The sequence below is a fragment of the Dactylosporangium sp. NPDC051485 genome (assembly GCF_040682015.1).
Lineage (GTDB): Bacteria > Actinomycetota > Actinomycetes > Mycobacteriales > Micromonosporaceae > Dactylosporangium.
Genome location: NZ_JBFAZW010000088.1, coordinates 1 through 23,530 on the forward strand (window position 1 = coordinate 1; position 23,530 = coordinate 23,530).

General features: G+C 72.8%; 20 protein-coding genes. 11 read left to right on the forward strand and 9 right to left on the reverse strand.

Annotation, left to right across the window (positions count from 1 at the left end; translation table 11 throughout):
* The coding region (locus tag AB0M46_RS37175; protein ID WP_363344043.1) for an amino acid adenylation domain-containing protein at positions 1–1,881 on the reverse strand (1,881 nt) is incomplete at its 3' end.
* 345 nt (positions 1,882–2,226) lie between these two features.
* Here AB0M46_RS37175 and AB0M46_RS37180 point away from each other — a divergent pair.
* Genes AB0M46_RS37180 through AB0M46_RS37220 form a run of 9 tightly spaced genes read left to right on the forward strand, consistent with a single transcriptional unit; the run spans position 2,227 to position 10,502 of the window.
* Positions 2,227–3,399, forward strand: coding sequence for an argininosuccinate synthase domain-containing protein (locus tag AB0M46_RS37180; RefSeq protein WP_363344045.1), 1,173 nt, complete (start codon positions 2,227–2,229; stop codon positions 3,397–3,399).
* Between the two features lie 17 nt (positions 3,400–3,416).
* Positions 3,417–4,412: an aldo/keto reductase gene (locus AB0M46_RS37185; protein WP_363344047.1), complete on the forward strand. Its 996-nt coding sequence runs from the start codon at positions 3,417–3,419 to the stop codon at positions 4,410–4,412.
* The gene (locus tag AB0M46_RS37190) at positions 4,409–5,140 is read left to right on the forward strand and encodes a hypothetical protein (protein WP_363344049.1); all 732 of its coding nucleotides are present in this window, start codon (positions 4,409–4,411) and stop codon (positions 5,138–5,140) included. The genes AB0M46_RS37185 and AB0M46_RS37190 overlap by 4 nt, the downstream gene beginning before the upstream one ends.
* The gene (cysD, locus tag AB0M46_RS37195) at positions 5,140–6,048 is read left to right on the forward strand and encodes a sulfate adenylyltransferase subunit CysD (RefSeq protein WP_363344051.1); all 909 of its coding nucleotides are present in this window, start codon (positions 5,140–5,142) and stop codon (positions 6,046–6,048) included. The genes AB0M46_RS37190 and cysD overlap by 1 nt, the downstream gene beginning before the upstream one ends.
* Before the next feature lie 2 nt (positions 6,049–6,050).
* A complete protein-coding gene (locus tag AB0M46_RS37200) occupies positions 6,051–7,283 on the forward strand; it encodes a GTP-binding protein (RefSeq protein ID WP_363344053.1) in 1,233 nt (410 codons plus the stop codon).
* A gap of 49 nt (positions 7,284–7,332) precedes the next feature.
* Positions 7,333–7,818 carry a GNAT family N-acetyltransferase gene (locus AB0M46_RS37205; protein WP_363344055.1) on the forward strand — a complete coding sequence of 162 codons (486 nt, stop codon included), beginning with the start codon at positions 7,333–7,335 and terminating at the stop codon, positions 7,816–7,818.
* Positions 7,815–8,750 (forward strand): amino acid ABC transporter permease, encoded by a 936-nt coding sequence (locus AB0M46_RS37210; RefSeq protein WP_363344057.1) that lies wholly within the window; start codon positions 7,815–7,817, stop codon positions 8,748–8,750. The genes AB0M46_RS37205 and AB0M46_RS37210 overlap by 4 nt, the downstream gene beginning before the upstream one ends.
* The gene (locus AB0M46_RS37215) at positions 8,747–9,511 is read left to right on the forward strand and encodes an amino acid ABC transporter ATP-binding protein (protein ID WP_363344059.1); all 765 of its coding nucleotides are present in this window, start codon (positions 8,747–8,749) and stop codon (positions 9,509–9,511) included. Before AB0M46_RS37210 ends, AB0M46_RS37215 begins: the two co-directional genes overlap by 4 nt.
* A gap of 10 nt (positions 9,512–9,521) precedes the next feature.
* Complete coding sequence (locus AB0M46_RS37220; RefSeq protein WP_363344061.1) at positions 9,522–10,502, forward strand: ABC transporter substrate-binding protein; 981 nt, start codon at positions 9,522–9,524, stop codon at positions 10,500–10,502.
* Between the two features lie 112 nt (positions 10,503–10,614).
* Here AB0M46_RS37220 and AB0M46_RS37225 read toward each other — a convergent pair whose 3' ends face one another.
* The 3 genes from AB0M46_RS37225 to AB0M46_RS37235 are packed head-to-tail and all read right to left on the reverse strand — an operon-like array spanning position 10,615 to position 13,331.
* Positions 10,615–10,926 carry an AzlD domain-containing protein gene (locus tag AB0M46_RS37225; protein WP_363344126.1) on the reverse strand — a complete coding sequence of 104 codons (312 nt, stop codon included), beginning with the start codon at positions 10,924–10,926 and terminating at the stop codon, positions 10,615–10,617.
* A 5-nt stretch (positions 10,927–10,931) separates the two neighbouring features.
* Positions 10,932–11,615, reverse strand: coding sequence for an AzlC family ABC transporter permease (locus AB0M46_RS37230; protein ID WP_363344063.1), 684 nt, complete (start codon positions 11,613–11,615; stop codon positions 10,932–10,934).
* A gap of 54 nt (positions 11,616–11,669) precedes the next feature.
* On the reverse strand, positions 11,670–13,331 hold the full coding sequence (locus tag AB0M46_RS37235; protein ID WP_363344065.1) for an ABC transporter family substrate-binding protein: 1,662 nt from the start codon (positions 13,329–13,331) through the stop codon (positions 11,670–11,672).
* 94 nt (positions 13,332–13,425) lie between these two features.
* Here AB0M46_RS37235 and AB0M46_RS37240 point away from each other — a divergent pair, with 94 nt between their 5' ends.
* Complete coding sequence (locus AB0M46_RS37240) at positions 13,426–14,421, forward strand: ABC transporter permease (RefSeq protein WP_363344067.1); 996 nt, start codon at positions 13,426–13,428, stop codon at positions 14,419–14,421.
* Positions 14,414–17,149: a dipeptide ABC transporter ATP-binding protein gene (locus tag AB0M46_RS37245; protein WP_363344069.1), complete on the forward strand. Its 2,736-nt coding sequence runs from the start codon at positions 14,414–14,416 to the stop codon at positions 17,147–17,149. The genes AB0M46_RS37240 and AB0M46_RS37245 overlap by 8 nt, the downstream gene beginning before the upstream one ends.
* A 4-nt stretch (positions 17,150–17,153) precedes the next feature.
* Here AB0M46_RS37245 and AB0M46_RS37250 read toward each other — a convergent pair whose 3' ends face one another.
* The 5 genes from AB0M46_RS37250 to AB0M46_RS37270 are packed head-to-tail and all read right to left on the reverse strand — an operon-like array spanning position 17,154 to position 23,507.
* A complete protein-coding gene (locus tag AB0M46_RS37250; RefSeq protein ID WP_363344071.1) occupies positions 17,154–18,371 on the reverse strand; it encodes a dipeptidase in 1,218 nt (405 codons plus the stop codon).
* Positions 18,368–19,999 carry an ABC transporter ATP-binding protein gene (locus AB0M46_RS37255; protein ID WP_363344073.1) on the reverse strand — a complete coding sequence of 544 codons (1,632 nt, stop codon included), beginning with the start codon at positions 19,997–19,999 and terminating at the stop codon, positions 18,368–18,370. The genes AB0M46_RS37250 and AB0M46_RS37255 overlap by 4 nt, the downstream gene beginning before the upstream one ends.
* Positions 19,996–20,853 carry an ABC transporter permease gene (locus AB0M46_RS37260; protein WP_363344075.1) on the reverse strand — a complete coding sequence of 286 codons (858 nt, stop codon included), beginning with the start codon at positions 20,851–20,853 and terminating at the stop codon, positions 19,996–19,998. The genes AB0M46_RS37255 and AB0M46_RS37260 overlap by 4 nt, the downstream gene beginning before the upstream one ends.
* A gap of 1 nt (position 20,854) precedes the next feature.
* Positions 20,855–21,904 carry an ABC transporter permease gene (locus AB0M46_RS37265; RefSeq protein ID WP_363344077.1) on the reverse strand — a complete coding sequence of 350 codons (1,050 nt, stop codon included), beginning with the start codon at positions 21,902–21,904 and terminating at the stop codon, positions 20,855–20,857.
* Positions 21,891–23,507, reverse strand: coding sequence for an ABC transporter substrate-binding protein (locus AB0M46_RS37270; RefSeq protein ID WP_363344079.1), 1,617 nt, complete (start codon positions 23,505–23,507; stop codon positions 21,891–21,893). Before AB0M46_RS37270 ends, AB0M46_RS37265 begins: the two co-directional genes overlap by 14 nt.
* Positions 23,508–23,530: the final 23 nt, after the last annotated feature.

The following is a 23,530-nucleotide window of genomic DNA, read 5'->3' on the forward strand; positions in this document are numbered from 1 at the left end:
CCGCGGCGCGGCAGCCCGAGGCGATCGACAACGGTAGCTGTCATGTGGGCTTCCGCCCACGTCCACCGGCCGGCCGGCGCGGCTGCCCAGCAGCGCGCCGATGCGGTGGACCAGCAGTGACGTGCCGCCGTACTCGGTGAAGGCGACGTCGACGGAGACGGTCTCGACCTGGAGCACCTCGCGCCACACGCCGGCGACGAGCTCCTCGGTGCCGGAGGCGGGGGCGACGAAGCCCGCCGCCGCGGTCGCCTCGGCGATCCGCTCGGCGGCGAGGCGCTCGAGCCGGCGCCGGTCGAGCTTGCCGTTGGGCGTCAGCGGCAGCTCGGTGAGGCGGACCAGCCGTCGCGGCACCACCTCGGCGGGCAGCTGCCGGCGCAGGTGGGCCACGACGGCCTCGGTCTGCGCCTCGCCCGGCGGCCCGGCGGTGAGGAACGCGACCAGGGACCGGGCCGCGCCCTCGCCGGTGGCCACGACGGCGGCGTCGCGCACCCCGGGCACCTCCAGCAGCGCGCGCTCGATCTCGGCCAGCTCGATGCGGACCCCGCCGACCTTCACCTGGTCGTCGCGGCGGCCGTCGAAGCGCAGCAGGCCGTCCGGGCCGACGTGGCCGAGGTCGCCGGTGCCGTACAGCTTCGGGCCCGGCACCGCCGCAAAGGGGTTGTCCACGAAGGCCAGGGCGGTGCGCTCGGGGTCGTTGAGGTAGCCGGCGCCGACACACTCGCCGCCGATGAAGATCTCGCCGACCTTGCCCGGTGGCAGCGGGCGCAGGTCGTCGTCGAGCACGAGCGCGGCGGTGTTCGGGATCGGGGTGCCCAGCGGCACGCCGCCCTCCACGGGGCCGCCGTCGAGGTCGATGTCGTGGAACACGGAGCCGATGGAGCACTCGGTCGGGCCGTAGGTGTTCGTCACCCGCAGGTCCGGCAGCAGGGCGTGCAGCCGTTGCAGGACGTGGTCGTTGGCCGCCTCGCCGCCGATGAGCATGCGGCGCAGGCCGGACAGCGCGGCGACGAGGTCCGGGCGCAGCTCGAGCAGGGTGACGAGGGCGCTGAGGACCGAGGGCACGAAGTCGGTGATGGTGATGCCGTGCCGGCCGATGGTCCGGCAGGTCTCCTCGAGGTCGAGGATGTTGCGCCGGTCGGGGATCACGACCCGGCCGCCGGTGGTGAGCGGCCACAGCACCTGCCACATCGAGGAGTCGAAGGTCGGCCGGCTGTTCTGCAGCACGACCTGCGAAGCGCCGTCGCCGAAGTGCCCGGACATCGCGCTGAGCCGGTTCACCAGGCCGCGGTGGCGGTTGAGCGTGCACTTCGGGGTGCCGGTCGAGCCGGAGGTGAAGTACCCGTAGATGAGGTCCTCGGGCCCGGGCCGGGGTCCGTCGAGCGGGAGCGGGGCGGCCGGCAGGTCGTCGACGGCGAGGACGACCGGCGCGGCGCCGGCGTCCGGTGCGGGGGGCACGCGGTCGGCGGTCGCGCGCACGGCCAGCACGACGGCCGGGGCGAGCTGGCGCAGCGCGCCCTCGATCCGCGTGGCCGGCCAGTCCGGGTCCACCGGCACGTACACGGCGGCCGCCTTCATCGCGCCGAGCACGGCGACGGGGAAGTGCAGGTCGTTGGCGACCAGGATGGGCACCAGGTCGCCCGGGCCGACGCCGTGCCCGCGCAGGGCGGCGGCGACCGCATCGGCGGCGGCGTCGAGCTCGGCGAAGGTCAGCCCGGCGGCGGCGTGCTCGACCGCGGGGCGGTCCGGCGCGCGTCGCACGACGGCCTCGAAGAGGTCGAGCACCGACCTGGTGCGGGGGAAGTCCCGCACCGCGCCCACGCCGTGCGTGACGGCGTCGGGGTCGGCTGGATGGTGGTGGTCGGTCGTGGGGCTGCTCGTCATGGCACCGCTCCGGACGCACTGGATCGCCGCCGGCACGGTCGCGCCGGCGTTGCGACAACAATTGGGCTTGTGACCTCGGGTTATGACGGATTGATGAACGGGGAGAGCGTGGGCCGATTTGCCGAGAAATTGGTCCGTTAACAAAGCCGAGGGTATGACGTCGATGAATGTTAACGTCGGGCTCCAGTGAGGACGGCGAATGACGTTACCTTGCGTCGTCGGGGGTCAACAAGTGGTGCCGGGTTTTCGTCGGATCGCCGTCGGCGGCGATTCGCCCGAACGAGAATCCGACACTTCGCAAATGGCATTGCCATCGTTCCATGTCTCGCATATATCATATCGAACATGTATGTTGGAGCACTCGCGGAACGCCGAGTCGGCGTGCTGCAGGGGGGCGGGCTGTCGAGCTCCGCCCTGGGCGTTTGGCTGGCTGAGCGGGGCATTGACGCCTATCACCTGGTGGCCGACATCGGGCAGGCGCCGGCGGCCGAGCTGGAGGCCACCGTCGCCGCCTGGCGCGCCCGCGGGGTGCCGGCCGCCCTCGTCGACCTGCGCGCCCCGATGGCGGCGCTCGCCCTCGACCTGGTGCGATACCAGGCCCGCCACGACGGCGGCTACTGGAACACCACCGGCGCGGCCCGCCTCGTGCTCGTCGAACACCTGGCGCCGCGGCTGCAGGCCGAGGGGCACACGGTCCTCGCCCACGGCTGCGTCGGCGGCGGCAACGACCAGCGCCGGTTCGCCCGGTACACCGCCCGGTTCGCGCCCGGCCTGGACGTGTACGCACCCTGGATCGACCCCGACGCGCTGCACCGGTTCCCGGGCCGCGAGGCGATGCTCGAGGCGGTCCGGGCGGCCGGGCTGCCGCTGGACGAGGGCAGCGGCGCAGACTGGTCCACCGACGCCTCGCTCGCCGGGGCCTCGCACGAGTCGGCCAGCCTGGAGGACCTCGCGGTCCCCGTCGACGCCAGCACGCTGCGGCCCCGCTGGAGCAGGTGGCCCGCCGACGCCCCCGCCGAGCCCGCCACGACCACCGTGACCGTGACCGCGGGACGCATCACCGACATCGACGGCAGCGGACCCGACCCGATCGCCATCGTGCGGCGCGCCGGCGAGCTCGGCGCCCGCCACGGCGTCTGGCTGCGCGACGTGGTCGAGCGGCGCATCATCGGCACCGTCTGCCGCGGGGTCTACGAGGCCCCGGCGCTGGAGGTGCTCGGCGCGGCCTGGCAGCGGGTGCTGCAGACCAGCCTCGACCAGCCCTCCCGCGCACTCTACGACCAGCTCAGCGCCACGCTCGGCGCCGCCGTCTACGAGGCCTGGTATGCCGACCCGGCGGCCCGCTCGGCCCGCGCCGCGCTCGACGCGCTGCTGGAGCGCGCCTCGGCCACCGTCACGCTCACCCTGCACCGCGGCACCGCCCGCCCGACCGCCGTGGACGTCACCGCGTCCGGCGCGCTGCAACAGACCCGGTTCGGCACCGGCGGGAACCGCTGGCGCGAGCCCGTCGCCGTCTGATCACGATTGGAGCATCGATGCGGTACCGCACCTTCGGCCGGCTCGGCTGGCCGGTCAGCGACATCGGCTACGGCATGTGGGGCATCGGCGGCGGCGAGGGCGGCTGGACCGGCGCCGACGACACCACCGGCAAGGAGGCCCTGCTCGAGTCCGTCCGGCTCGGGTGCAACTTCTTCGACACCGCCTGGATCTACGGCCGCGGCCACAGCGAGAAGCTGCTCGGCGACCTGGCCGCCGGCGTCACCGAGACCCCGGGGCCGGGCGGGCTGAAGATCGCCACGAAGATCCCGCCCAAGGACCGCAACTGGCCCTCCACCCGCGACTCGCGCATCGCCGACGTGTTCCCCGAGGAGCACATCCGCGAGTACGTCGACCGCAGCCTCGACAACCTCGGCGTCGAGCGCATCGACCTGCTCCAGTTCCACGTCTGGGAGGACGCCTGGGTCCGCGAGCCCGAATGGCAGCGGGTCGTGGCCGACCTGCGCGACCAGGGGCTGGTCGAGGGCATCGGGATCAGCGTCAACCGCTGGGAGCCGTGGAACGTCCTCGACACCCTCGGCACCGGCCTCATCGACGCCGTGCAGGTCATCTACAACATCTTCGACCAGGCCCCCGAGGACAAGCTGTTCAGCGTCTGCGCCGAGCTCGACATCGCGGTCATCGCCCGGGTCCCGTTCGACGAGGGCACCCTCACCGGCACGCTCACCCGGGAGAGCACCTGGCCCGAGGGCGACTGGCGCAACAGCTACTTCGTGCCCGAGAACCTCGCGGCCAGCGTGGCCCGGGCCGAGGCCCTCCAGGCCGTCCTGCCCCCGGACCTGACCCTGCCCGAGGTCGCGCTGCGCTTCATCCTCGCCAACCCGCAGGTCAGCACCGTCATCCCCGGCATGCGGACGCTGTCGCACGTGCGGTCCAACATCGCCACCAGCGACGCCCCGCCGCTCGACCCGGCGCTGCTGGACGAGCTGCGCCGGCACCGCTGGGACCGCGGGCCGACGGAGTGGTCGCAGTGACCCGTCCCCAGATCATCGCCATGTGGGCGGTACCACGCTCCCGCTCCACCGCCTTCCTCCGCATGATCATCGAGCGCGGCGACCTCGACGTCGTGCACGAGCCCTTCTCCAACCTGGCCGCCACCGGCCGGTTCGAGCTGGGCGAGCACACCGCCACCTCCGTCGAGGAGCTCTTCGAGCTGCTGCTGGAGCGGGCCAGCACCGGCGGGCGGCGGCTCTTCGTCAAGGAGACCACCGACTACCGCTACGACGCCCTGCTGGCCGATCCGCGGCTGCACACCGAGCTCACCAACACGTTCATGATCCGCGAGCCGGCCGCCGTCGTCGGCTCGCACTACGCCATGAACCGCGACGTCACGCGCGACGAGATCGGCTTCGAGCGGGTGTACGAGATCTTCAGCGCGGTCCGGGCGGCCGGCGCCCCCGCGGTCGTCGTCGACGGCGACGAGCTCGTCGCCGACCCGCCGGCCGTGATCGTGCGCTACTGCGAGCTGACCGGCCTGCCGTTCCTGCCCGAGGCGCTGACCTGGGACCGCGGCGAGCGCCCGGAGTGGGCCCGCACCGAGGCCTGGCACCGCGACGTGTCGCGCAGCAGCGGCTTCAGCACCGGCTCGAACGAGCACCCGATCGACCCGGCCGACGCCGAGCGGGTGGCCGCGCTCGTCGCGTACCACCGGCCCTTCTACGAGCGGCTGCACGAGCAGCGCATCGCCGCGGCGGCGGTGTGATGAGCCGGCCGCCCTACCGCGTCTCGCATCTGGACGCGCTCGAGGCGGAGAGCCTGTTCATCATGCGCGAGGTGGTCGCCGAGTTCGAGCGGCCGGTGCTGCTGTTCTCCGGCGGCAAGGACTCGATCGTGATGCTGCGGCTGGCCGAGAAGGCGTTCGCGCCCACCCGGATCCCGTTCCCTGTCATGCATGTGGACACCGGTCACAACTTCCCCGAGGTGCTGGAGTACCGGGACCGGCGGGTGAACGAGCTCAACGTGCAGCTGATCGTGGCCAGCGTGCAGGAGGCGATCGACGCGGGCACCGTACGGGAGGCCGCCGACGGCACGCGGAACCGGATTCAGACGCCGGTGCTGCTGGACGCCGTGGAGAAGTACCGCTTCGACTCGCTCTTCGGCGGGGCGCGGCGGGACGAGGAGAAGGCGCGGGCGAAGGAACGGGTGTTCAGCTTCCGCGACGACTTCGGCCAGTGGGACCCGCGCAACCAGCGGCCCGAGCTGTGGGCGCTGTACAACGCGCGGATCGCCCCCGGCGAGTCGATCCGGGTCTTCCCGCTGTCCAACTGGACCGAGCTGGACGTGTGGCACTACATCGCCCGCGAGAACATCGACCTGCCCAGCATCTACTACGCCCACGACCGCGAGGTCGTGGACCGCGGCGGGATGCTGTATGCGATCAACGAGTTCCTGCCGCTCAAGGCCGGGGAGACGCCGTTCGTGGAGCGGGTGCGCTACCGCACGGTCGGGGACGCGTCCTGCACCGCCGCCGTGCGCAGCGACGCGGACACGACCCAGAAGGTGATCGAGGAGGTCGCGGCGACGCGGATCACGGAGCGCGGCGCCACGCGCGGCGACGACAAGGTCAGCGAGGCGGCGATGGAGGACCGCAAGCGCGAGGGGTACTTCTGAGCATGGATCTGTTACGGTTCGCGACCGCCGGGTCGGTCGACGACGGCAAGTCGACGCTGATCGGGCGGCTGCTGTACGACTCGAAGGCCATCTTCGAGGACCAGCTGGAGGCCGTCGAGGCGACGTCGCGCTCGCGCGGCGACGAATACACCAACCTCGCGCTGCTCACCGACGGCCTGCGGGCCGAGCGGGAGCAGGGCATCACCATCGACGTGGCGTACCGCTACTTCGCCACCCCGCGGCGCAAGTTCATCATCGCCGACACCCCTGGCCACACCCAGTACACCCGCAACATGGTCACCGGGGCGTCGACCGCCGATGTGGCGCTGATCCTGGTGGACGCGCGCAAGGGCCTGGTCGAGCAGTCCCGCCGGCACGCGTTCCTGTGCTCGCTGCTGCGGGTGCCGCACCTGGTGCTCTGCGTGAACAAGATGGACCTGGTCGACTACTCGCAGGAGGTCTTCGAGCGCATCGCGGACGAGTTCACCTCGTTCGCCGCCAAGCTCGAGGCGCCCGACCTGACGGTCATCCCGATCTCCGCCCTGCACGGCGACAACCTCGTGACGCGCAGCGAGAACATGCCCTGGTACGAGGGGCCCTCCCTGCTGCACCACCTGGAGCACGTGCACATCGCCTCCGACCGCAACCTCGTCGACGTCCGGTTCCCGGTGCAGTACGTCATCGCGCCCGGCCGGTACGCGGGCCAGGTCGCCGGCGGCGTCATCCGGGCCGGCGACGAGGTCATGGTGCTGCCCTCGGGGCTGACGACGACCGTCACCCACGTGGAGACCGCCGACGGCGAGCTCGACGAGGCCTACCCGCCGATGTCCGTCACCATCCGCCTCGCCGACGACGTCGAGGTGGGCCGGGGCGACCTCATCTGCCGCCCGCACAACGCGCCCGCGGTCGTGCAGGACGTCGAGGCGATGGTCTGCTGGATGGAGGAGTCACGGCCGCTCACCGTCGGCGCGCGGTACTCGATCAAGCACACGACCCGATCCGTGCGCACGGAGGTGCGCGGGCTGCAGTACCGCCTCGACGTGAACACCCTGCACCGGGACGAGTCCGCAACCGGTCTCTCACTGAATGAGATCGGCCGGGTTCGGCTGCGGACCACGGCGCCACTGCTGGTCGACGAATATCGCCGCAACCGCACCACCGGCGGGTTCATCGTCATCGACGAGACGACCAACCGGACCGTCGGCGCCGGCATGATCGTGAAAAACGTCCAGTGATCCACAAACGTCATTGTCGTATTGTCCGAGTTCGGTACCGGCGGGAATCATGACCACACTGGCCGGCCGCGGCCTCGCCATCCACTACAGCTCGCCGCTCGACCCGCTGGCCGAGCCGCTGCTGCGCGAGCTCGACGAGGAGTACCACGCCCGCTACGGGCCGAACGAGGAGATGCGCCGGCACCCCGCGGCCGAGTTCGCCGCGCCCGGCGGCGCGTTCCTGCTCGTGCTCGACCGCGGCGTGGCCGTGGCCGGCGGGGCGTTTCGCCGCTACGACGCCACCACCGCGGAGCTCAAGCGGATGTGGACGAACCGGCCGTACCGCCGCACCGGCCTGGCCTCCGCCGTGCTGGCCGAGCTCGAGGGCGAGGTGGCCCGGCGCGGCTACCGCCGGGTCTACCTCACCACCGGCCCGCGCCAGCCGGAGGCGATCGGGTTGTACCAGCGGGCCGGCTACCGCGCCCTGTTCGACCTGGCCGACCCGCCGCCGGACGACCTGGCGTTCGAGAAGATCCTGACGGCGGGCGTCGGATGAGCGTCGGCCCGCCGCCCGTCCGGGAGGAGCTCGAGGACGGCATCGACCTGGAGCGGCTCAAGGTCGTGCCGGCCCGCTACCCGTGGCGCTGGATCGCCACCGGTGTCGTCGCCGTGCTGCTGGCCATGGCCGGCCACGCGCTCGTCACCAACCCCGCCTGGGACTGGAAGGTCGTGGGCGAGTACCTGTTCTACGAGACCATCCTGCGCGCGGTCTGGCTCACGCTGAAGCTCACCGCGCTCGGCATCGTCCTCGGCTTCGCGATCGGCACCGTGCTCGCCCTCATGCGGCTGTCCCGGGTGCCGCTGCTGACCTCGGTCGCATGGACATACGTGTGGATCTTCCGCTCGGTGCCGCTCATCCTGCAGTTGCTGTTCTGGTACAACCTCGCGATCCTGTACCGCTACCTGTCCTTCGGCGTGCCCTTCGGCCCCTCGTTCGTCCAGGTCGCCACCATGGATCTCATCGGGCCGCTGACCGCCGCGAGCCTCGGCCTCGCGCTGCACCAAGGCGCCTACGCCGCCGAGATCGTGCGGGCCGGCGTGCTCTCCGTCGACCAGGGGCAGCTCGAGGCGGCCGCCGCGCTCGGCGTGCCGCGCGGCCGGCAGCTGCGCCGGATCGTGCTGCCGCAAGCGATGCGCACCATCGTGCCGACCGCCGCCAACGAGATCGTCGGGCTGGTCAAGGGGACCTCGGTGGTGTACATCATGGCCCTGCCCGAGCTGTTCTACCAGGTGCAGGTCATCTACAACCGCAACGGCCGGATCATCGCGCTGCTGCTCGTGGCGACCATCTGGTACATGATCATCACCTCGATCCTGTCGGCGGCGCAGTTCTACGTGGAGCGGTACTTCGCCAAGGGCAGCGCCCGCGTGCTGCCGCCGACGCCCCTGCAGCGCCTGCGCGCCGCCGTCGCCGGATGGCGCGGATGAGCGCGGCGATGGTCGAGGTGCGGGGCGTGCACAAGAGCTTCGGCGCGCTGCACGTGCTGCGCGGCATCGACCTGCGGGTCCGGCCGGGCGAGGTGACCGTGGTGCTCGGCCCCTCCGGCTCGGGCAAGTCCACGCTCCTGCGCAGCATCAACCATCTCGAGCGCGTCGACCGCGGGTACGTCACCGTCGACGGGCAGCTGATGGGCTACCGCCGCGCCGGGAACAAGCTGCACGAGCTCAAGGAACGCCAGATCCTCAAGCAGCGCACGCAGATCGGGTTCGTGTTCCAGAACTTCAACCTCTTCCCGCACCTCACGGCCCTGGAGAACGTCGCCGAGGCGCCGATCTCCGCCCAGCGCCGGCCCCGCGCCGAGGCCCACGCCGAGGCCGAGGCGCTGCTGCGGCGCGTCGGGCTGCAGGACAAGACGCGGGCGTACCCCAGGCAGCTCTCCGGCGGCCAGCAGCAGCGCGTCGCCATCGCCCGCGCCCTCGCCCTGCGCCCGAAGGTCGTGCTCTTCGACGAGCCGACCTCCGCCCTCGACCCGGAGCTCGTCGGCGAGGTCCTCGACACCATGCGCGACCTCGCCCGCAACGGCACCACCATGATCGTCGTCACCCACGAGATCGGCTTCGCCCGCGAGGTCGCCGACACCGTCGTGTTCATGGACGCCGGACGGGTTGTCGAGCAAGGCCCGCCGTCCGTGGTGCTCGACCGTCCGCAGCACGAGCGCACCCGCGCCTTCCTCAGCAAAGTGCTCTGAGAGGACTTCCATGTCATCGTCGTTCCGGCGGGTGCTGCCCGCCGCGCTCATCCTGCTGTCCCTGTCGGCCTGCGGCACGCCGAGTGACATCGCCGCCGGCTCGCCCGCGTCCGGCGGTGCCTCCGCCGCCGGGCAGCTCCAGGTCAACCTGAGCCCGGACCAGCACCGCGTCCGGGCCCAGAAGATCGACGCCATCGCGAACAAGGTCCCGGCCGCGATCCGCGACAAGGGCGAGCTCGTCGTCGGCGTGAACCCCGACGGCGCGCCGCCGCTGGAGTTCCTGGCCACCGACGACCGCACCCTCATCGGCTCGGAGCCCGACGTCGCCCAGCTGGTCGCCGACGTGCTCGGCCTGAAGCTGGTGCTGGTGAGCACGTCCTGGGAGAACCTCTTCCTGTCGATCCGCTCCGGCAAGTACCAGCTCGGCTTCTCCAACATCACGGTCACCGAGGAGCGCAAGGACCTGTACGACTTCGCCACCTACCGCGTCGACCAGCTCGCCTGGGAGGTCCGCAAGGATAGCAAGATCACCAAGATCTCCGGCCCAGCCGACATCGCGGGCCTCAACGTGTCGGTGGCGTCCGGCACCAACCAGGAGAAGATCCTGCTGACCTGGGACGAGGAGAACAAGAAGGCCGGCCGCAAGCCCGTCAACATCTCGTACTTCGAGTCCTCCGACTACCAGCTCGCGCTGCGCTCCGGCCGCACCGACGCCCACTTCGGCCCGAACCCGACGGTCGCCTACCACGTCGCGGTCGCCGGCGAGACCCGGATCGCGGGCACGTACTCCGGCGCCGGCGCCAGCATCGACGGGCGCATCGCCGCGATGACGGTGAAGGGCAGCGGCCTGGTCGAGCCGGTGGCGGCGGCCCTGAACGCGGTCATCAAGGACGGCAGCTACGCCGAGGTGCTCAAGCGCTGGGGCCTGGCGAACGAGGCCGTCCCGCAGGCGCTGGTCAACCCGCCCGGCCTGCCGCGCGAGAACACGTGACCTTGCGCTGAGACCGGCAACGTCGCGCCGGTCTCCCTGACGACGACCGGCACGAGGTCCTTCGAGCCGTCCGGGCCGCACTGCGCCCGGACGGCCACCCCGATCCGGCGCCTCAGCCGAGGGCGTCCAGCAGCAGCCGCAGCCCGGCGGTGCCGGCGACCGCCGCCACGATGCACGTCAGGTGGGAGCGTCCCACCGCGCGCAGGGCGATGGCGACGCCGAGCCCGGGCAGCACCGTCCAGTCGAAGTCCCGCCAGCCCGGGCCGAGCACGTCGACGGTGAGCAGGCCGGCGAGCAGCACCACGGGCAGCGCGTCGGCCACCGCCCGCAGCCGGGGCGGGAACTCCCGGCCGCCGAGCAGGGCCGGGCCGACCGCCTTGTAGAGCGCGTTGAGCACGGCGAGGGCGACCGTCGCGACGATCATCGTGGTCACGGCTGGGGCTCCTTGATCCGGGCCGGCTGGCGCAGGGCGAAGGTGGCGGCGGCCGCGGCCAGGGTGAGCGCGATCCCCGACGGCAGGAACCGGCAGGTGGCGGCGATCGCGGCGGCGAGCAGCCCCGCCGGTGCCAGCCGCGGGCTCGCGCGTAAGGAGTCGAAGAGCAGCAGGCCGAAGAAGCCGGGGAAGATGACGTCGAGGCCGGTGGCCTCCAGCGCCGCGCCGCCGGGCACGACGAGGGCGCCGAGGGCGGTGCCGAGGATCCAGGCCGGCCACTGCACCAGGGTCGCGCCGAACATGAGCTGCCGGTCGAGGCCGCCGCCGGGGCGCTGCGCGGCGACCCAGGAACCGTCCACGACGGCCTGGCCCTGCGCGGCCCGTTGCAGCGGGCCGCCGGGCAGGAAGCGGGCGGTGGCCGCGGCCATCGGCACGAAGCGCAGGTTCATCAGCGCCGCGCTGGTGAGCGCCGGGCCGAGGCCGCCTCCGCCGGCGAGCGCGGTGACCAGCGCGAACTGGGCCGAGCCGGAGAACACGACCGCGGACGTGGTGATGGTCAGCCAGGCCGGCCATCCGTGCGTCACCGCGAACGCGCCGAAGCCGACCGCGAGCAGGAACGCGCCCGCGGCGAGCCCGACTCCGACCCGTAACCCCTTGGGCCAGCCTCCACCGTCGTCCACGGCACCTCATCTCCGTCGCTCACATGGCCTGACTGACGCAACCGGGCGCGGGTGCTACCTGGTCCAGCCGACGTCGACGTACTGCCGCTCGCTGCGCAGCCCGAAGGCCCCGAAGTTGGCCAGGCCCGGGCGCACCGCCGAGATCTGCGGGGTCTGGAACAGCGGCACGGAGTGCCCGGCCTGCCACAGCAGCGCGTCGGCCCGGTTGAGCAGTTCGGCGGCCTTGGCCCGGTCGGTCTCCGCGCCGGCCTGGTCGATCAGCTTGTCGATCTCCGGGGTGGCGACCCCGCCGTAGTTCTGGTCGCCGCCGGTGCGGTACACCGGGTAGAGCAGCGACGGGAACACGTTGTCGACCTGGCGGAACGAGGCCAGGTCGAACGCGCCGACGTTGACGTACTTGGTGAAGTAGTCGTTGCCGGGCACCTTGCGCAGCTCGACGGTGATGCCGGCCTGGCCGAGCATGTTCTGCACCAGCTGCGGCAGGTCCGTGCTGCCGTTGCCGTTCACGACGTAGACGAGCTTGAGCGCGGCGCCGTCCCTGGTGCGGGTTTTGCCGTCCGCGGAGGCCTTCCAGCCGGCCTCGTCGAGCAGCCGCTTGGCGCGCTCGAGGTCGAAGCGGCCCTCGTCGCCGCTGTTGTCGCGGTATCCGTCCTGGCTGGGCATGAAGAAGTGGCTGCCGAGCGTGTTCACCTTGAACGGCAGCCCGGCGGACTGGGCCGCGGCGATCGCGGCGCGGTCCACGGCGTTGGTGACCGCCTGGCGGACCCGCACGTCGGCGAGCGGCCCGGCGTGCCCGAGCGTCAGCTGTGTCTCGTCCCAGCGGCCGCCGGTGCGCATGACGGTGTTCGCGGCCCCGGCGAGGCGCCGGTAGGCCTCGGGCTGCCGGCCGGGTGCCTGGTCGATCTCGTTGTTGAGGTACGCCTCGGTGATCGCCGTGCTGTCCAGCGCCCGGAACACGATCGAGTCGAGCAGTGGCCTGGTGCCCCAGTACGACTCGTTCGGCACCATGGTGATCGTCTGGCTCGTCTTGTCGGCCGAGCCGATCTTCCACGGCCCGCCCCACACCGGGATCTTCTCGATCCAGCCGGTGTTGAACTTCTCGGGCGTGTCCACCGCGCTGCCGGGCAGCAGCGGGTCGAACAGCGTCTGCCAGTCCGCGTACGGCTGTTTGAACGTCACCTTCACGGTCCGCTCGTCGGCCCCGCGCTCGACGTTCGCGATGTCGTCGTAGCCGGTCGTGCCGGAGAGCTGGAACCGGTCGTCGGAGCCGTTGCGGGTCTTCCACTGCGTGGCGAAGTCCTGCCAGGTGATCGGCGTGGCATCGGACCAGGTCGCCTTGGGGTTCAGCTTGTACGTCACGACCTGGGCGCCCCCGGAGGTGCCCACCTCGGCGGAGACCAGCACCTCCGGGTTGGCCGCCGGCACGCCGTTGTCGTCGGCGAACCACAGCTTCGGCTCGGTGAGCGTCAGGATCGACGCGCCGTCGCCCTGCAGCCCGTCGACCTGCCCGATGTTGTACTGCGTGATCCACTGCTGGATCGACAGCCGCAGCGTGCCGCCCTTGCGCAGGCTGTCGCGCGGCTGCGGGTTGATGTCGGAGCTGCCGGTCTTCGGCGGCGTGCCCTGGTGGCCCGGCGCGCTGGCCCCGCCGCAGCCGCCGGTCAGGCCGGCCCCGGCGAGCAGCGCGGCCAGGGCCAGCGCCGTGGAGTTCCTCATCGAACCCGCCTCTCAATCCATACTTAGCATACCGTCTATATATACATCTTCTGGTACGTTCATCGATACGATGTATGTCAATTGAGGGGGTTCGTTGCTCGCCTTCCTCGCCCGCCGGTTCGCCTACTACGTGGCGCTGCTGGTCTCGGCCGCGTTCCTGTCCTACATCCTGGCGACGTCCGCGCTGTCCCCCCGCGCGTACTTCCAGTCCCGGCTGATCCCGCCGCCGGCCGCGCAGGTGGACCGGCAGCTGCGGGCCATCGGCCTGGACGACCGGCAACCGGTGACCGAGCGCTTCGCGGGCTGGGCCGGCCGGGCGGTCCACGGCGACCTCGGTACGAGCATCACCGGCACCTCCGTCAACGCCGAGTTCGGCCGCCGCGTCGGGGTGAGCCTGCGGCTGCTCGTGCTCGGCACCACGCTCGGCATCGCCGCGGGTGTGGCTGCCGGAGCGTGGAGCGCCGTGCGGCAGTACCGCCTCACCGACCGCTCGTTCACCGTGCTCGCGTTCCTGCTGCTGTCCACGCCGACGTTCCTCATCGCGCTGCTGCTCAAGATCGGTGCGCTGGCCGCGAACCAGGCCGCCGGGCGGCAGGTCGTCGCCTTCACCGGCGAGCGCACCCCGGGCCTGACCGGCTCGGCGCTCGGCCTGCTCGCCGACCGCGCCGGGCACCTGCTGCTGCCGACGCTGTCCATCGGGCTGGTCACGCTCGCCACCTACAGCCGCTACCAGCGCAGCGCCATGCTCGACGTGCTCGGCGCCGACTATCTGCGCACCGCCGAGGCCAAGGGCCTGCCCCGCCGCCGCGTGCTCGTCAAGCACGGCCTGCGCACGGCGCTCATCCCGATGTCGACGTTCTTCTCGTTCGGCTTCCTCGGCGTGCTCACCGGCGCGACCTTCACCGAGAAGATCTTCGGCTGGCACGGGATGGGGGAGTGGTTCATCGACTCGGTGAACAACAACGACGTCAACGCGGTCGTCGCGGTCAACCTCTTCGCGGCCGTCACCGTCCTGCTCGCCGGGCTGCTCGCCGACGTGCTGCACGCGGTGCTCGACCCGCGCGTCCGGCTCGGCAACCGCCGTGGCTGACACCCTCGCGGCCGAGGTCGCCGACGAGGCCCGCCAGGCGCCGCCCACCCGGCTGCGGGTCGTGGCCGGGCGGTTGCGCCGCGACCGGGCCGCCCGGACCGGTGCCGGCATCGTCGCGCTGCTGTTCGTGCTGGCCTTCGCGGGGCCCGCCCTGACCCATTGGTCGTACACCGACATCGACTACACCGCCCTGCGCGCCGCCCCGTCCGCGGCGCACTGGTGGGGCACGAACGGCATCGGCCAGGACGTCTTCGCCCAGACCGTCCGCGGGCTGCAGAAGTCGCTGCTCATCGGGCTCGCCGTGGCCGTCGTCGCCACCGCCCTGGCCGCCGTCGTCGGCGCGGTCGCCGGATATGCCGGCGGCTGGACCGAGCGCGGGCTCGTCCTCGTCGTCGACCTGCTGCTGGTCTTCCCGTCGTTCCTCGTCATCGCGGTGGTGTCGCCGCGGCTGCGGGCCGGCGGCTGGGTCGCCTTCGTCGGCCTGCTCGCCGTGTTCGGCTGGATGATCTCCGCCCGGGTCGTGCGGTCCCTGACGATCTCGCTCAAGGAGCTGCCGTTCGTCCGCGCGGCCCGGCTCATGGGCGTCTCCGCGCCCCGGATCATCGTGCGGCACGTGCTGCCGAGCACCGCCTCGTTCCTCATCATCGACGCCACCCTCGCCGTCGGCGCCGCCGTCATGACCGAGACGGCGCTGTCGTACTTCGGCTTCGGCGTCCAGCCGCCCGACGTGTCGCTCGGCACCCTCATCGCCGCCGGCACCGCCTCGGCGGTCACCTTCCCATGGATGTTCTTCTTCCCGGCCGGGCTGCTCGTCGTCTTCGTCCTCGCCGTGAACCTCGTCGGCGACGGCCTGCGCGACGCCGTCGACCCGCGCTCCGGCCCCGCACGGGCCCGCAGGCCCGAGCCGGTCCCGGCCGGGGCACCGCCCGACGGCGCGGTGCTGACCGTCCGGGGCCTGCGGGTCCGCTTCGGCGACGGGCCGCCCGCGGTGGACGGCATCGACCTCACCGTCCACCGCGGACAGGTGCTCGGCATCGTCGGCGAGTCCGGCTCCGGCAAGTCCGTGACCGTGCTCGCCGCGCTGGGCCTGCTGCCCGCCGGGGCCGCGGTCACCGGCAGCGTCGTGCTCGGCGGCACCGAGGTGCTCGGTGCCGACCCGCCCACGCTGCGCCGGCTGCGCGGCAACGTCGCCGCGATCGTGTTCCAGGACTCGCTGTCCGCCCTGACCCCGGTGTACCGCGTCGGCGACCAGCTCGCCGAGGCCGTGCTCGCCCACCGCGGCGTGTCCCGGGCCGAGGCCCGCCGCCGCGCCGTCGAGCTGCTGCGGCTCGTCGGCATCCCGTCACCGCAGCTGCGCGCCCGGGCGTTCCCGGACGAGCTCTCCGGCGGCATGCGGCAGCGCGTGATGATCGCGATGGCCATCGCCAACGACCCGGACCTGATCCTCGCCGACGAGCCCACGACCGCCCTCGACGTGACCGTGCAGGCCCAGATCCTGCAGGTGCTCCACGACGTGCGCGCGGCGACCGGGGCCGCGCTCGTCTTCGTCAGCCACGACCTCGGCGTGATGGCGGGCATCGCCGACCGCGTCGCCGTGATGCGCGGCGGCCGCATCGTCGAAGAGGCCGAGGTGCGCCAGCTGTACCGCGAGCCGCGCGAGCCGTACACCCGCGAGCTGCTCGCCGCCCAGCCCCGCCTCGACGCCCCGCGCACCCCGCGGGCAACCCCGCCCGGCCCGCCGGTGCTGCGGGTCACCGGCCTGCGGCGAACGTTTCCCGTGTACCGCGGCCGGGTCCTGCGCCGCCGGACCGGCGCGATCCATGCGGTCGACGGCGTCGACCTGACCGTCCACGCCGGACGGACCCACGCGCTGGTCGGAGAGTCCGGCAGCGGCAAGTCCACCACGCTGCTGGAGATCCTCGGCTTGCAGCCGCCGGAGGGCGGCTCGATCGAGCTGTTCGGCCGGGAGGTCGCCGGGCGCCTCAGCGGTGCCGACCGGGCCCGGCTGCGCCGGCGGATGCAGCTGGTGTTCCAGGATCCGTTCGCGAGCCTCGACCCGCGGCTGCCCGTCGGTGACGTCATCGCCGAGCCGATGCTGGCCCAGGGGTACCCGCCGGCCCGGGCCCGGGCGCGGGTGGACGAGGTGCTGCGGCTCGTCGGGCTGGACCCGGCCCTGGCCCGGCGCTTCCCGCACGAGTTCTCCGGCGGGCAGCGGCAGCGCATCGCGATCGCCCGCGCGATCGGCGTCGAGCCGGACCTGCTCGTGCTCGACGAACCGGTCTCCTCGCTGGACGTCACGGTGCAGGCCGCGGTGCTCGACCTGCTCGCCGGCCTGCAGGAGCGGCTCGGCCTGGCGTACCTCGTCGTCACCCACGACCTCGCCGTCGTGGCCAGGATCGCGGACGTGGTCAGCGTCGTGTACCTCGGCCGGACCGTCGAGACCGGTCCGGCCGCCGACGTGCTCGCCCGGCCGTGGCATCCGTACACCCGGGCGCTGCTGTCCTGCGTCCCGGTCCCCGACCCGGACGCCGAGCGGCGGCGGGAGCGCATCCTGCTGCCCGGCGACCCGCCCGCGGCCGACGAGCGTCCCGTCGGCTGCCGGTTCCGGGGGCGCTGCCCGCTGTACGCCACCCTGGAACCGGCAAGGAGAACGATCTGCGCGACCGAGGAGCCCGCGATGGCCGGCGGCGAGCACCGGGCCGCCTGCCACCACACAGACCTGGGCTGAGCGGCTACCCGAGAGTGGGCCAGAGCGGGCTCGCGGCGACGTCCTCCGCATCGCGCAGCACCCGCAGGATGTTGCGGCCGGTCAGCCCCTCAAGCTCGGCGGTGCTCCAGCCCCGCCGGGCCAGCTCGGCCAGCAGGCGCGGATAGCCGGACACGTCGGCGAGGTCGGCGGGGAACCAGTCGACGCCGTCGTAGTCGCCGCCGAGCCCGAGGTGCGCGGGGCCGACGACCTCGCGGGCGTGCTCGACGTGGTCGGCGACCTGGGCGAGCGACACCTCCGGCCGGGGATGCTCGGCGAGCCACTTCGCGAAGCGCGGCTCGACCGGTGCCGCATCCGCCGCGGCGGCCTGCTCGGCCGCGAGGTCGGCGTCGGACTCGCCCGGGCGCGGCGCGCGCGGCCACGTCCACGGGACCGCCGGCAGCCCGAGCCGCACCCGCTCGGCGGCGGCCTCGGCGGTCCACGCGGCGACGTCGGCGGACACGAACGCCGGGACGAACGTGAGCTGCAGGACGCCGCCGTTGGTCTTGAGCAGCCGCAGCTCGTCGTCGCCGACGTTGCGGGGATGGTCGTTGAGCCCCCGGGCGCAGGAGTGGCTGTAGATGACGGGCGCGGCGGACACGGCCAGCGCATCGCGCTGCGTGGACGCCGCGGTATGGGACAGGTCGACGAGGATGCCGAGCCGGTTGAGCTCGGCGACGATCGCCCGGCCGGTGTCGCTGAGCCCGCCGGTCGCGGGCGCGTCGGTGGCGGAGTCGGCCCAGGCGGTGTTGTCGTTGTGGGTGAGCGTCACGTACCGCACCCCGAGCCGGGCGAGGCCGCGCAGCACCCCGAGCGACCCCGCGAGGCTGTGGCCGCCCTCGACGCCGATGAGCGACGCGATGCGACCGCCGCGGATGGCCCGCTGCACCTCCGCGGCGGTGCACGCGATGGCGAACGTCTCCGGGTAGGCGTCGGCGAGGCGGTAGACGGCGTCGATCTGCTCGAGCGTGGCCACCACGGCCTCGGGCTCGGGCAGGTGCGACGGCACGTACACCGACCAGAACTGCCCGCCGACCCGCCCGGCCCGCAGCCGGGGGATGTCGGTGTGCAGCTCCGGGCGGTGCCGGTCGAGGCCATCGACCCCGGAGCCGGCCCGGGCCCGCAGCGCGACCGGCAGGTCGTTGTGCCCGTCGATGACGGGCATGGCCGTGAGGACCTGTTCGGCGAGCGCGTCGGCGTTCACCGCACGGCCTCCGTCCGCGACTGCGCCTCGGCCCGGCGGGCGGCCTGGCGGACCGGATCGGGCACCGGGGCCGCCGCGACGAGCCGCCGGGTGTACGGGTGCCCGGGCTCGTGCAGCACCTGCCGGGTCTCGCCGGTCTCGACGGCCCGGCCGTGCTGCAGGACCATCACCCGACCGGCGACGGCGTCGACGACGGCCAGGTCGTGGCTGATGAACAGGGCGGCGAACCCGTGTTCGCGATGCAGGCGCATGAGCAGCTCCAGGATGTTGGCCTGGACGGAGACGTCCAGGGCGGAGGTGGGTTCGTCGGCGATGAGCAGCCGCGGCTGCAGCGCGAGCGCGCGGGCCAGCCCGGCGCGTTGCCGCTGGCCGCCGCTGAGCTCGTGCGGGTAGCGCCCGGCGTGTCCGGCCGGCAGCTCGACCTGCTCCAGCAGCTCGCCGACGCGGGTCCGCACGGCGGCCCGGCCGAGCTCGCGGCGGTGCACCCGCAGCGGCTCGGCGATGCTGTCGCCGATGGTGAGCAGGGGGTTGAAGCTCGCCGCGGGGTCCTGGAAGACGTACCCGAGCCGCCCGGCCGGCACCCGCACGTCGAGCGAGCCTCCGGTCACCGCGGTCAGCCCGGCGATCGCCCGGCCGATGGTGGTCTTGCCGGAGCCGCTCTCGCCGACCAGCCCGAGCACCTCGCCGGCCGCGATCGCGAAGCTGACCCCGTCGACCGCGCGAGCGCCGCCCCGGCCGAGCCGGCGAGGGTACTGCACGACGAGGTCCTCGGCGACCACGACCGGCTCGGCTCCGGGCGGGGCCACCGGGCGCGCGCCGGCCGAGCCCGGCACCGGGATCGCGGCCAGCAGGTCGCGGGTGTACGCGTGGGCGGGCGCGGCGAACAGCGCCTGGGCCGGGGCCCGTTCGACGATCCGCCCGCGGTGCATGACCGCGACCCGGTCGGCGATGTCGGCGACCACGCCCATGTCATGGGTGATGAGCAGGATGCCGGTGCCGAAGTCGGCGCGGCACCGGCGCAGCAGGTCGAGGATCTCGGCCTGCACGGTCACGTCCAGCGCGCTGGTCGGCTCGTCGGCGACGAGCAGCCGGGCGCCGAGGGCCAGCGCCGCCGCGATGAGCACCCGCTGCTGCTGGCCGCCGGAGAACTGGAAGGGGTAGTGCCCGGCCCGCCGCCGCGGCTCCGGGATGCCCACCGCGTCGAGCATCTCGACCGCCCGGGCCCACCGGGCCGCCCGCCCGCGCATCCCGTGCGCGCGCAGCCCCTCGGCGATCTGCCAGCCGACCGGGTACACCGGGTTCAGCGCCGTGGAGGGCTCCTGGAAGACCATCGCCGCCGCGGTGCCCCGCAGCCGGCGCAGCCGCCGGGCGCCCAGGGCCACGACGTCCAGCGGCGCCGAGCCGTCCGCCGGGCGCAGCAGCACCCGGCCGGTGACCGCCGCCGAGCGCGGGAGCAGCCCGAGCACGGCGTTGGCGGTGGCCGTCTTGCCACTGCCGCTCTCGCCGACCAGCGCGACGATCTCGCCGGGGCCGACGGCCAGGTCCAGCCCGTCGACCGCGGTCACGGACCCGCCGCCGACGGCGAAGCGGACCCGCAGGTCCTCGATGCGCACCAGGTCTTCGCTCATGCCGACCGCCGCCGCAGCCGCGGGTCGGTGAGATCGGTGAGGCTCTCGCCGATGAGGGTGATGCCCAGGACCGTCAGCACGATCGCGATCCCCGGCGGCACGGCCGTCCACCAGATCCCGGCGGTCACGTCCGGCACCGCCTTGTTGAGGTCGTAGCCCCACTCCGCGGCGGAGTTGGGCTCGATGCCGAAGCCGAGGAAGCCCAGCCCGGCCAGGGTGAGGATGGCCTCGGAGGCGTTGACGGTGACCACGACCGGCAGGCTGCGCACCGAGTTGCGCAGCACGTGGTGGAACATGATGCGGCCGCGCCCGGCGCCGATGACCCGGGCGGCGTCCACGAACGCCTCGCCCTTGACCCGCACCACCTCCGCCCGCACGACGCGCAGGTACTGCGGGACGAAGACGACGGTGACCGCCACCGCGGCCGCGGCCAGGCCACCGACAAGACTCGAGCGGCCCTGGCTGACCACGATGGCGACGAGGATGGACAACAGCAGCGACGGGAACGCGTACATGGCGTCGGCCACGCCGACGAGGGCGCGGTCCAGCCGCCCGCCGACGTAGCCGGAGACGAGCCCCAGCAGCACGCCGAACACGAGCGACAGGCTCACCGACAGCAGGATGACCAGCAGCGCGGTGCGGGCCCCCCACAGCACGCGCGAGAACACGTCGTAGCCGGTGACGGTGGTGCCGAGGAGATGGCCGGCGCCCGGGTGCTGCTGGGCGCCGAAGAGCCCGCCGCCGTCCTGCAGCTGGGCGTACCCGCGCGGCGCCAGGACGGGGGCCAGCAGTGCGGTGACCACGAACAGGCCGGCGAGCCCGGCGCCGATCAGCACCATCACACGTTGGGTCATGTCAGTACCGCACTCTCGGGTCGACGAGGGCCGCGACCGCGTCGACGAGGAAGTTCGTCACCGCGACCACGACCGCGAAGACGGCCACGAGCGCCTGCACCGCCACGAAGTCCCGGGCCGTCAGGTAGTGCGCCAGCTCGAAGCCCAGGCCCTTCCACTCGAACGTCGTCTCGGTCAGCACCGCCCCGCCCAGCAGCCCGGCGACCTGCAGGCCGAGCATCGTTACGACCGGCACCAGCGCCGGGCGGGTGGCGTGCCGGTCGCGTAGCCGGCGCTCGGGGACGCCGCGGGAACGGGCGGCGGTGACGTACCCGGCCGAGAGCGTGCCGATGAGGTTGGTGCGCACCAGCCGCAGGAAGACCCCGGCCACGAGCAGGCCGAGCGCGACGCTGGGCAGGACCGCGTGGCGCAGCACGTCGAGCACCGCGGCGCCGTCGCCGCTGCGCACCGCGTCGACCAGGTAGATCCCGGTGACGCTGGAGCGGCGGGCCAGCTCCAGCTGCACCCCGGTGCTGGCCCGCCCGGCGACCGGCAACCAGCCCAGCCACACCGAGAAGACCAGCTTCAGCACCAGCCCGACGAAGAAGACCGGGGTCGCGTAGGCCAGGATCGCGAACAGCCGCAGGACCACGTCGGGCGCCCGGTCGCGGTAGTACGCCGCGAGCCGGCCCAGCGGCAGCCCGACGAGCAGCGCGATCACCAGCGCGTACGCCGCCAGCTCCAGCGTCGCCGTGCCGTAGCTGCCGAGCAGCTCGCCGATCGAGCGGTTGTCGGTCGCGGTGCGGCCCAGGTCGCCGGTCACCACCCCCTTCAGGAAGTCGAGGTACTGCACGAGCAGCGGCCGGTCGTAGCCCGCCTGGTGCAGCCGCACCTGGAGCTGGGCCGGGGTCAGCCGGTCGCCCAAGGCGTTGGTGACCGGGTCCCCGGTGAGCCGCATGAGGAAGAACACCGCGGTCACCAGGGCGAAGACGGTCGGGAAGATGAGCAGGAACCGCACGGCGAGATAGCGGGCCAGGCCCGGACCCGGCCGCCGCTCGTCAGCGCTTCGCAAGCTCGGCCCAGCGGAACTGGTACGCGCTGTCGAGCGGCTGCGGCACCCCGCTGACGCTCGCCCGGGTCACGATCGCGGTGGAGCCCTGCAGCAGCGGCACGATCGGCACGGCCTTGGCGGCGGTGTCCTGGATCTGCCCCAGCGTCGCGGTGCGCCGTCCCGCGTCCGTCTCGGTCTGCTCCTGCTTGATGAGCGTCTTCACGGCCGGGTCGTCGTAGCCGTTGTTGACCCAGTTGCCGTCGGCGAAGAAGGAGCCGAGGTAGTTGTCGGCGTCGAGGTAGTCGGCGTACCAGCCGAGCTGGTAGGCGGGGTACTGGTCGGCGACGCGCTGCTTGCCGTACTGCGACCACTCCGTGGACTGCAACGTCACCTTGAACAGCCCGCCCGCCTCGAGCTGGGTCTTCACCAGCGCGTACTCGTCCTCCGACGAGGAGCCGTAGTGGTCGGTGTTGTACTGCAGGTGCAGGGCCACGGGCGGGGTCACGCCGGCCGCGCTGAGCAGGCTCGCGGCCGCGGCCTTGTCCGGTCCGCCGCGCTTGTCGCCGTACAGCGGCTTGAGGGACTCGGTGGCGCCGGTGATGCCCTGGGGCACGTAGGAGTACAGCGGCTGGAACGTGTTCTTGTAGACCTGCTCCGCCAGCTGCGTGCGGTCGACCAGCGAGGCCGCCGCCTGGCGCACCGCCAGCGCCTTGGCCGGGTCGGCCTGCGGGGTCGCCGAGCCGAATGGCTGCGTCTTGAGGTCGAACACGATGAAGCGGATGCCGTTGCCGGCGCCGGTGTGCACGACGACCTCGGGCTTGGTGCCCAGGTCCTGCAGGTCGGGGATGGTCAGCGTGCGGTAGACCACGTCGATGTTGCCCTGCTGGATGTCGAGCTTGAGGTTGCTCGCGGCGGTGTAGTACTTGAGCACCACGCCGGTGTTCTTCGGCGCGCCGAGGCCGCCGCCGTAGGCCGGGTTGACGGCGAAGGACACGACGGAGTTCTTCGTGTAGCTGCCGATGACGTAGGGGCCGGCCCAGGGCTTGGCCGCGACGATGGCGTCGTCGTCGAGGATCTTGTCGGCGGGGAACACCTGCTCGTCGGCGATGAGCCCGGCCGAGGTGGTGAGGATCTGCGGGAAGAGGGTGTCGTTGGCCGATTTGAGCGTGAACTCGACCGTGTCCGGCGCGGGGGCGGCGACCGAGGCGAGGTTGTACAGCAGCGACGAGGGCCCGTTCTTGTCGGCGATCTTGAGCTGCCGGTCGAAGCTGAACTTCACGTCCGAGGAGGTGAGGTCGTGGCCGTTGGCGAACTTGAGGCCGGGCTTGAGCTTCACCGTGTAGGTCGTCGGCGCGCTCAGCGTGATCGAGGCGGCGAGGTCCGGCTTGGGGTCGGTGGTCCCGTTGGGGGCGCTGAGCAGCGCCGCGTACACCTGGGTCTCGATGGTGCCGGACCCGGCGTCCCAGGAGCCGGCGGGATCGAGGCTGGAGACCTGATCGGTGGTGCCGATGGTGAGGGATTTCGTATCGGTCGCGGCCGGGTCGGCGCCGGACGTGTCGGTGGTGCAGGCGGCCAGGCTCAGCAGGGCGGCGAGCGTCGTGGCGGCCTTTGTGGTTCGCGGCATGACGGGAACGTTACGGAGCGACT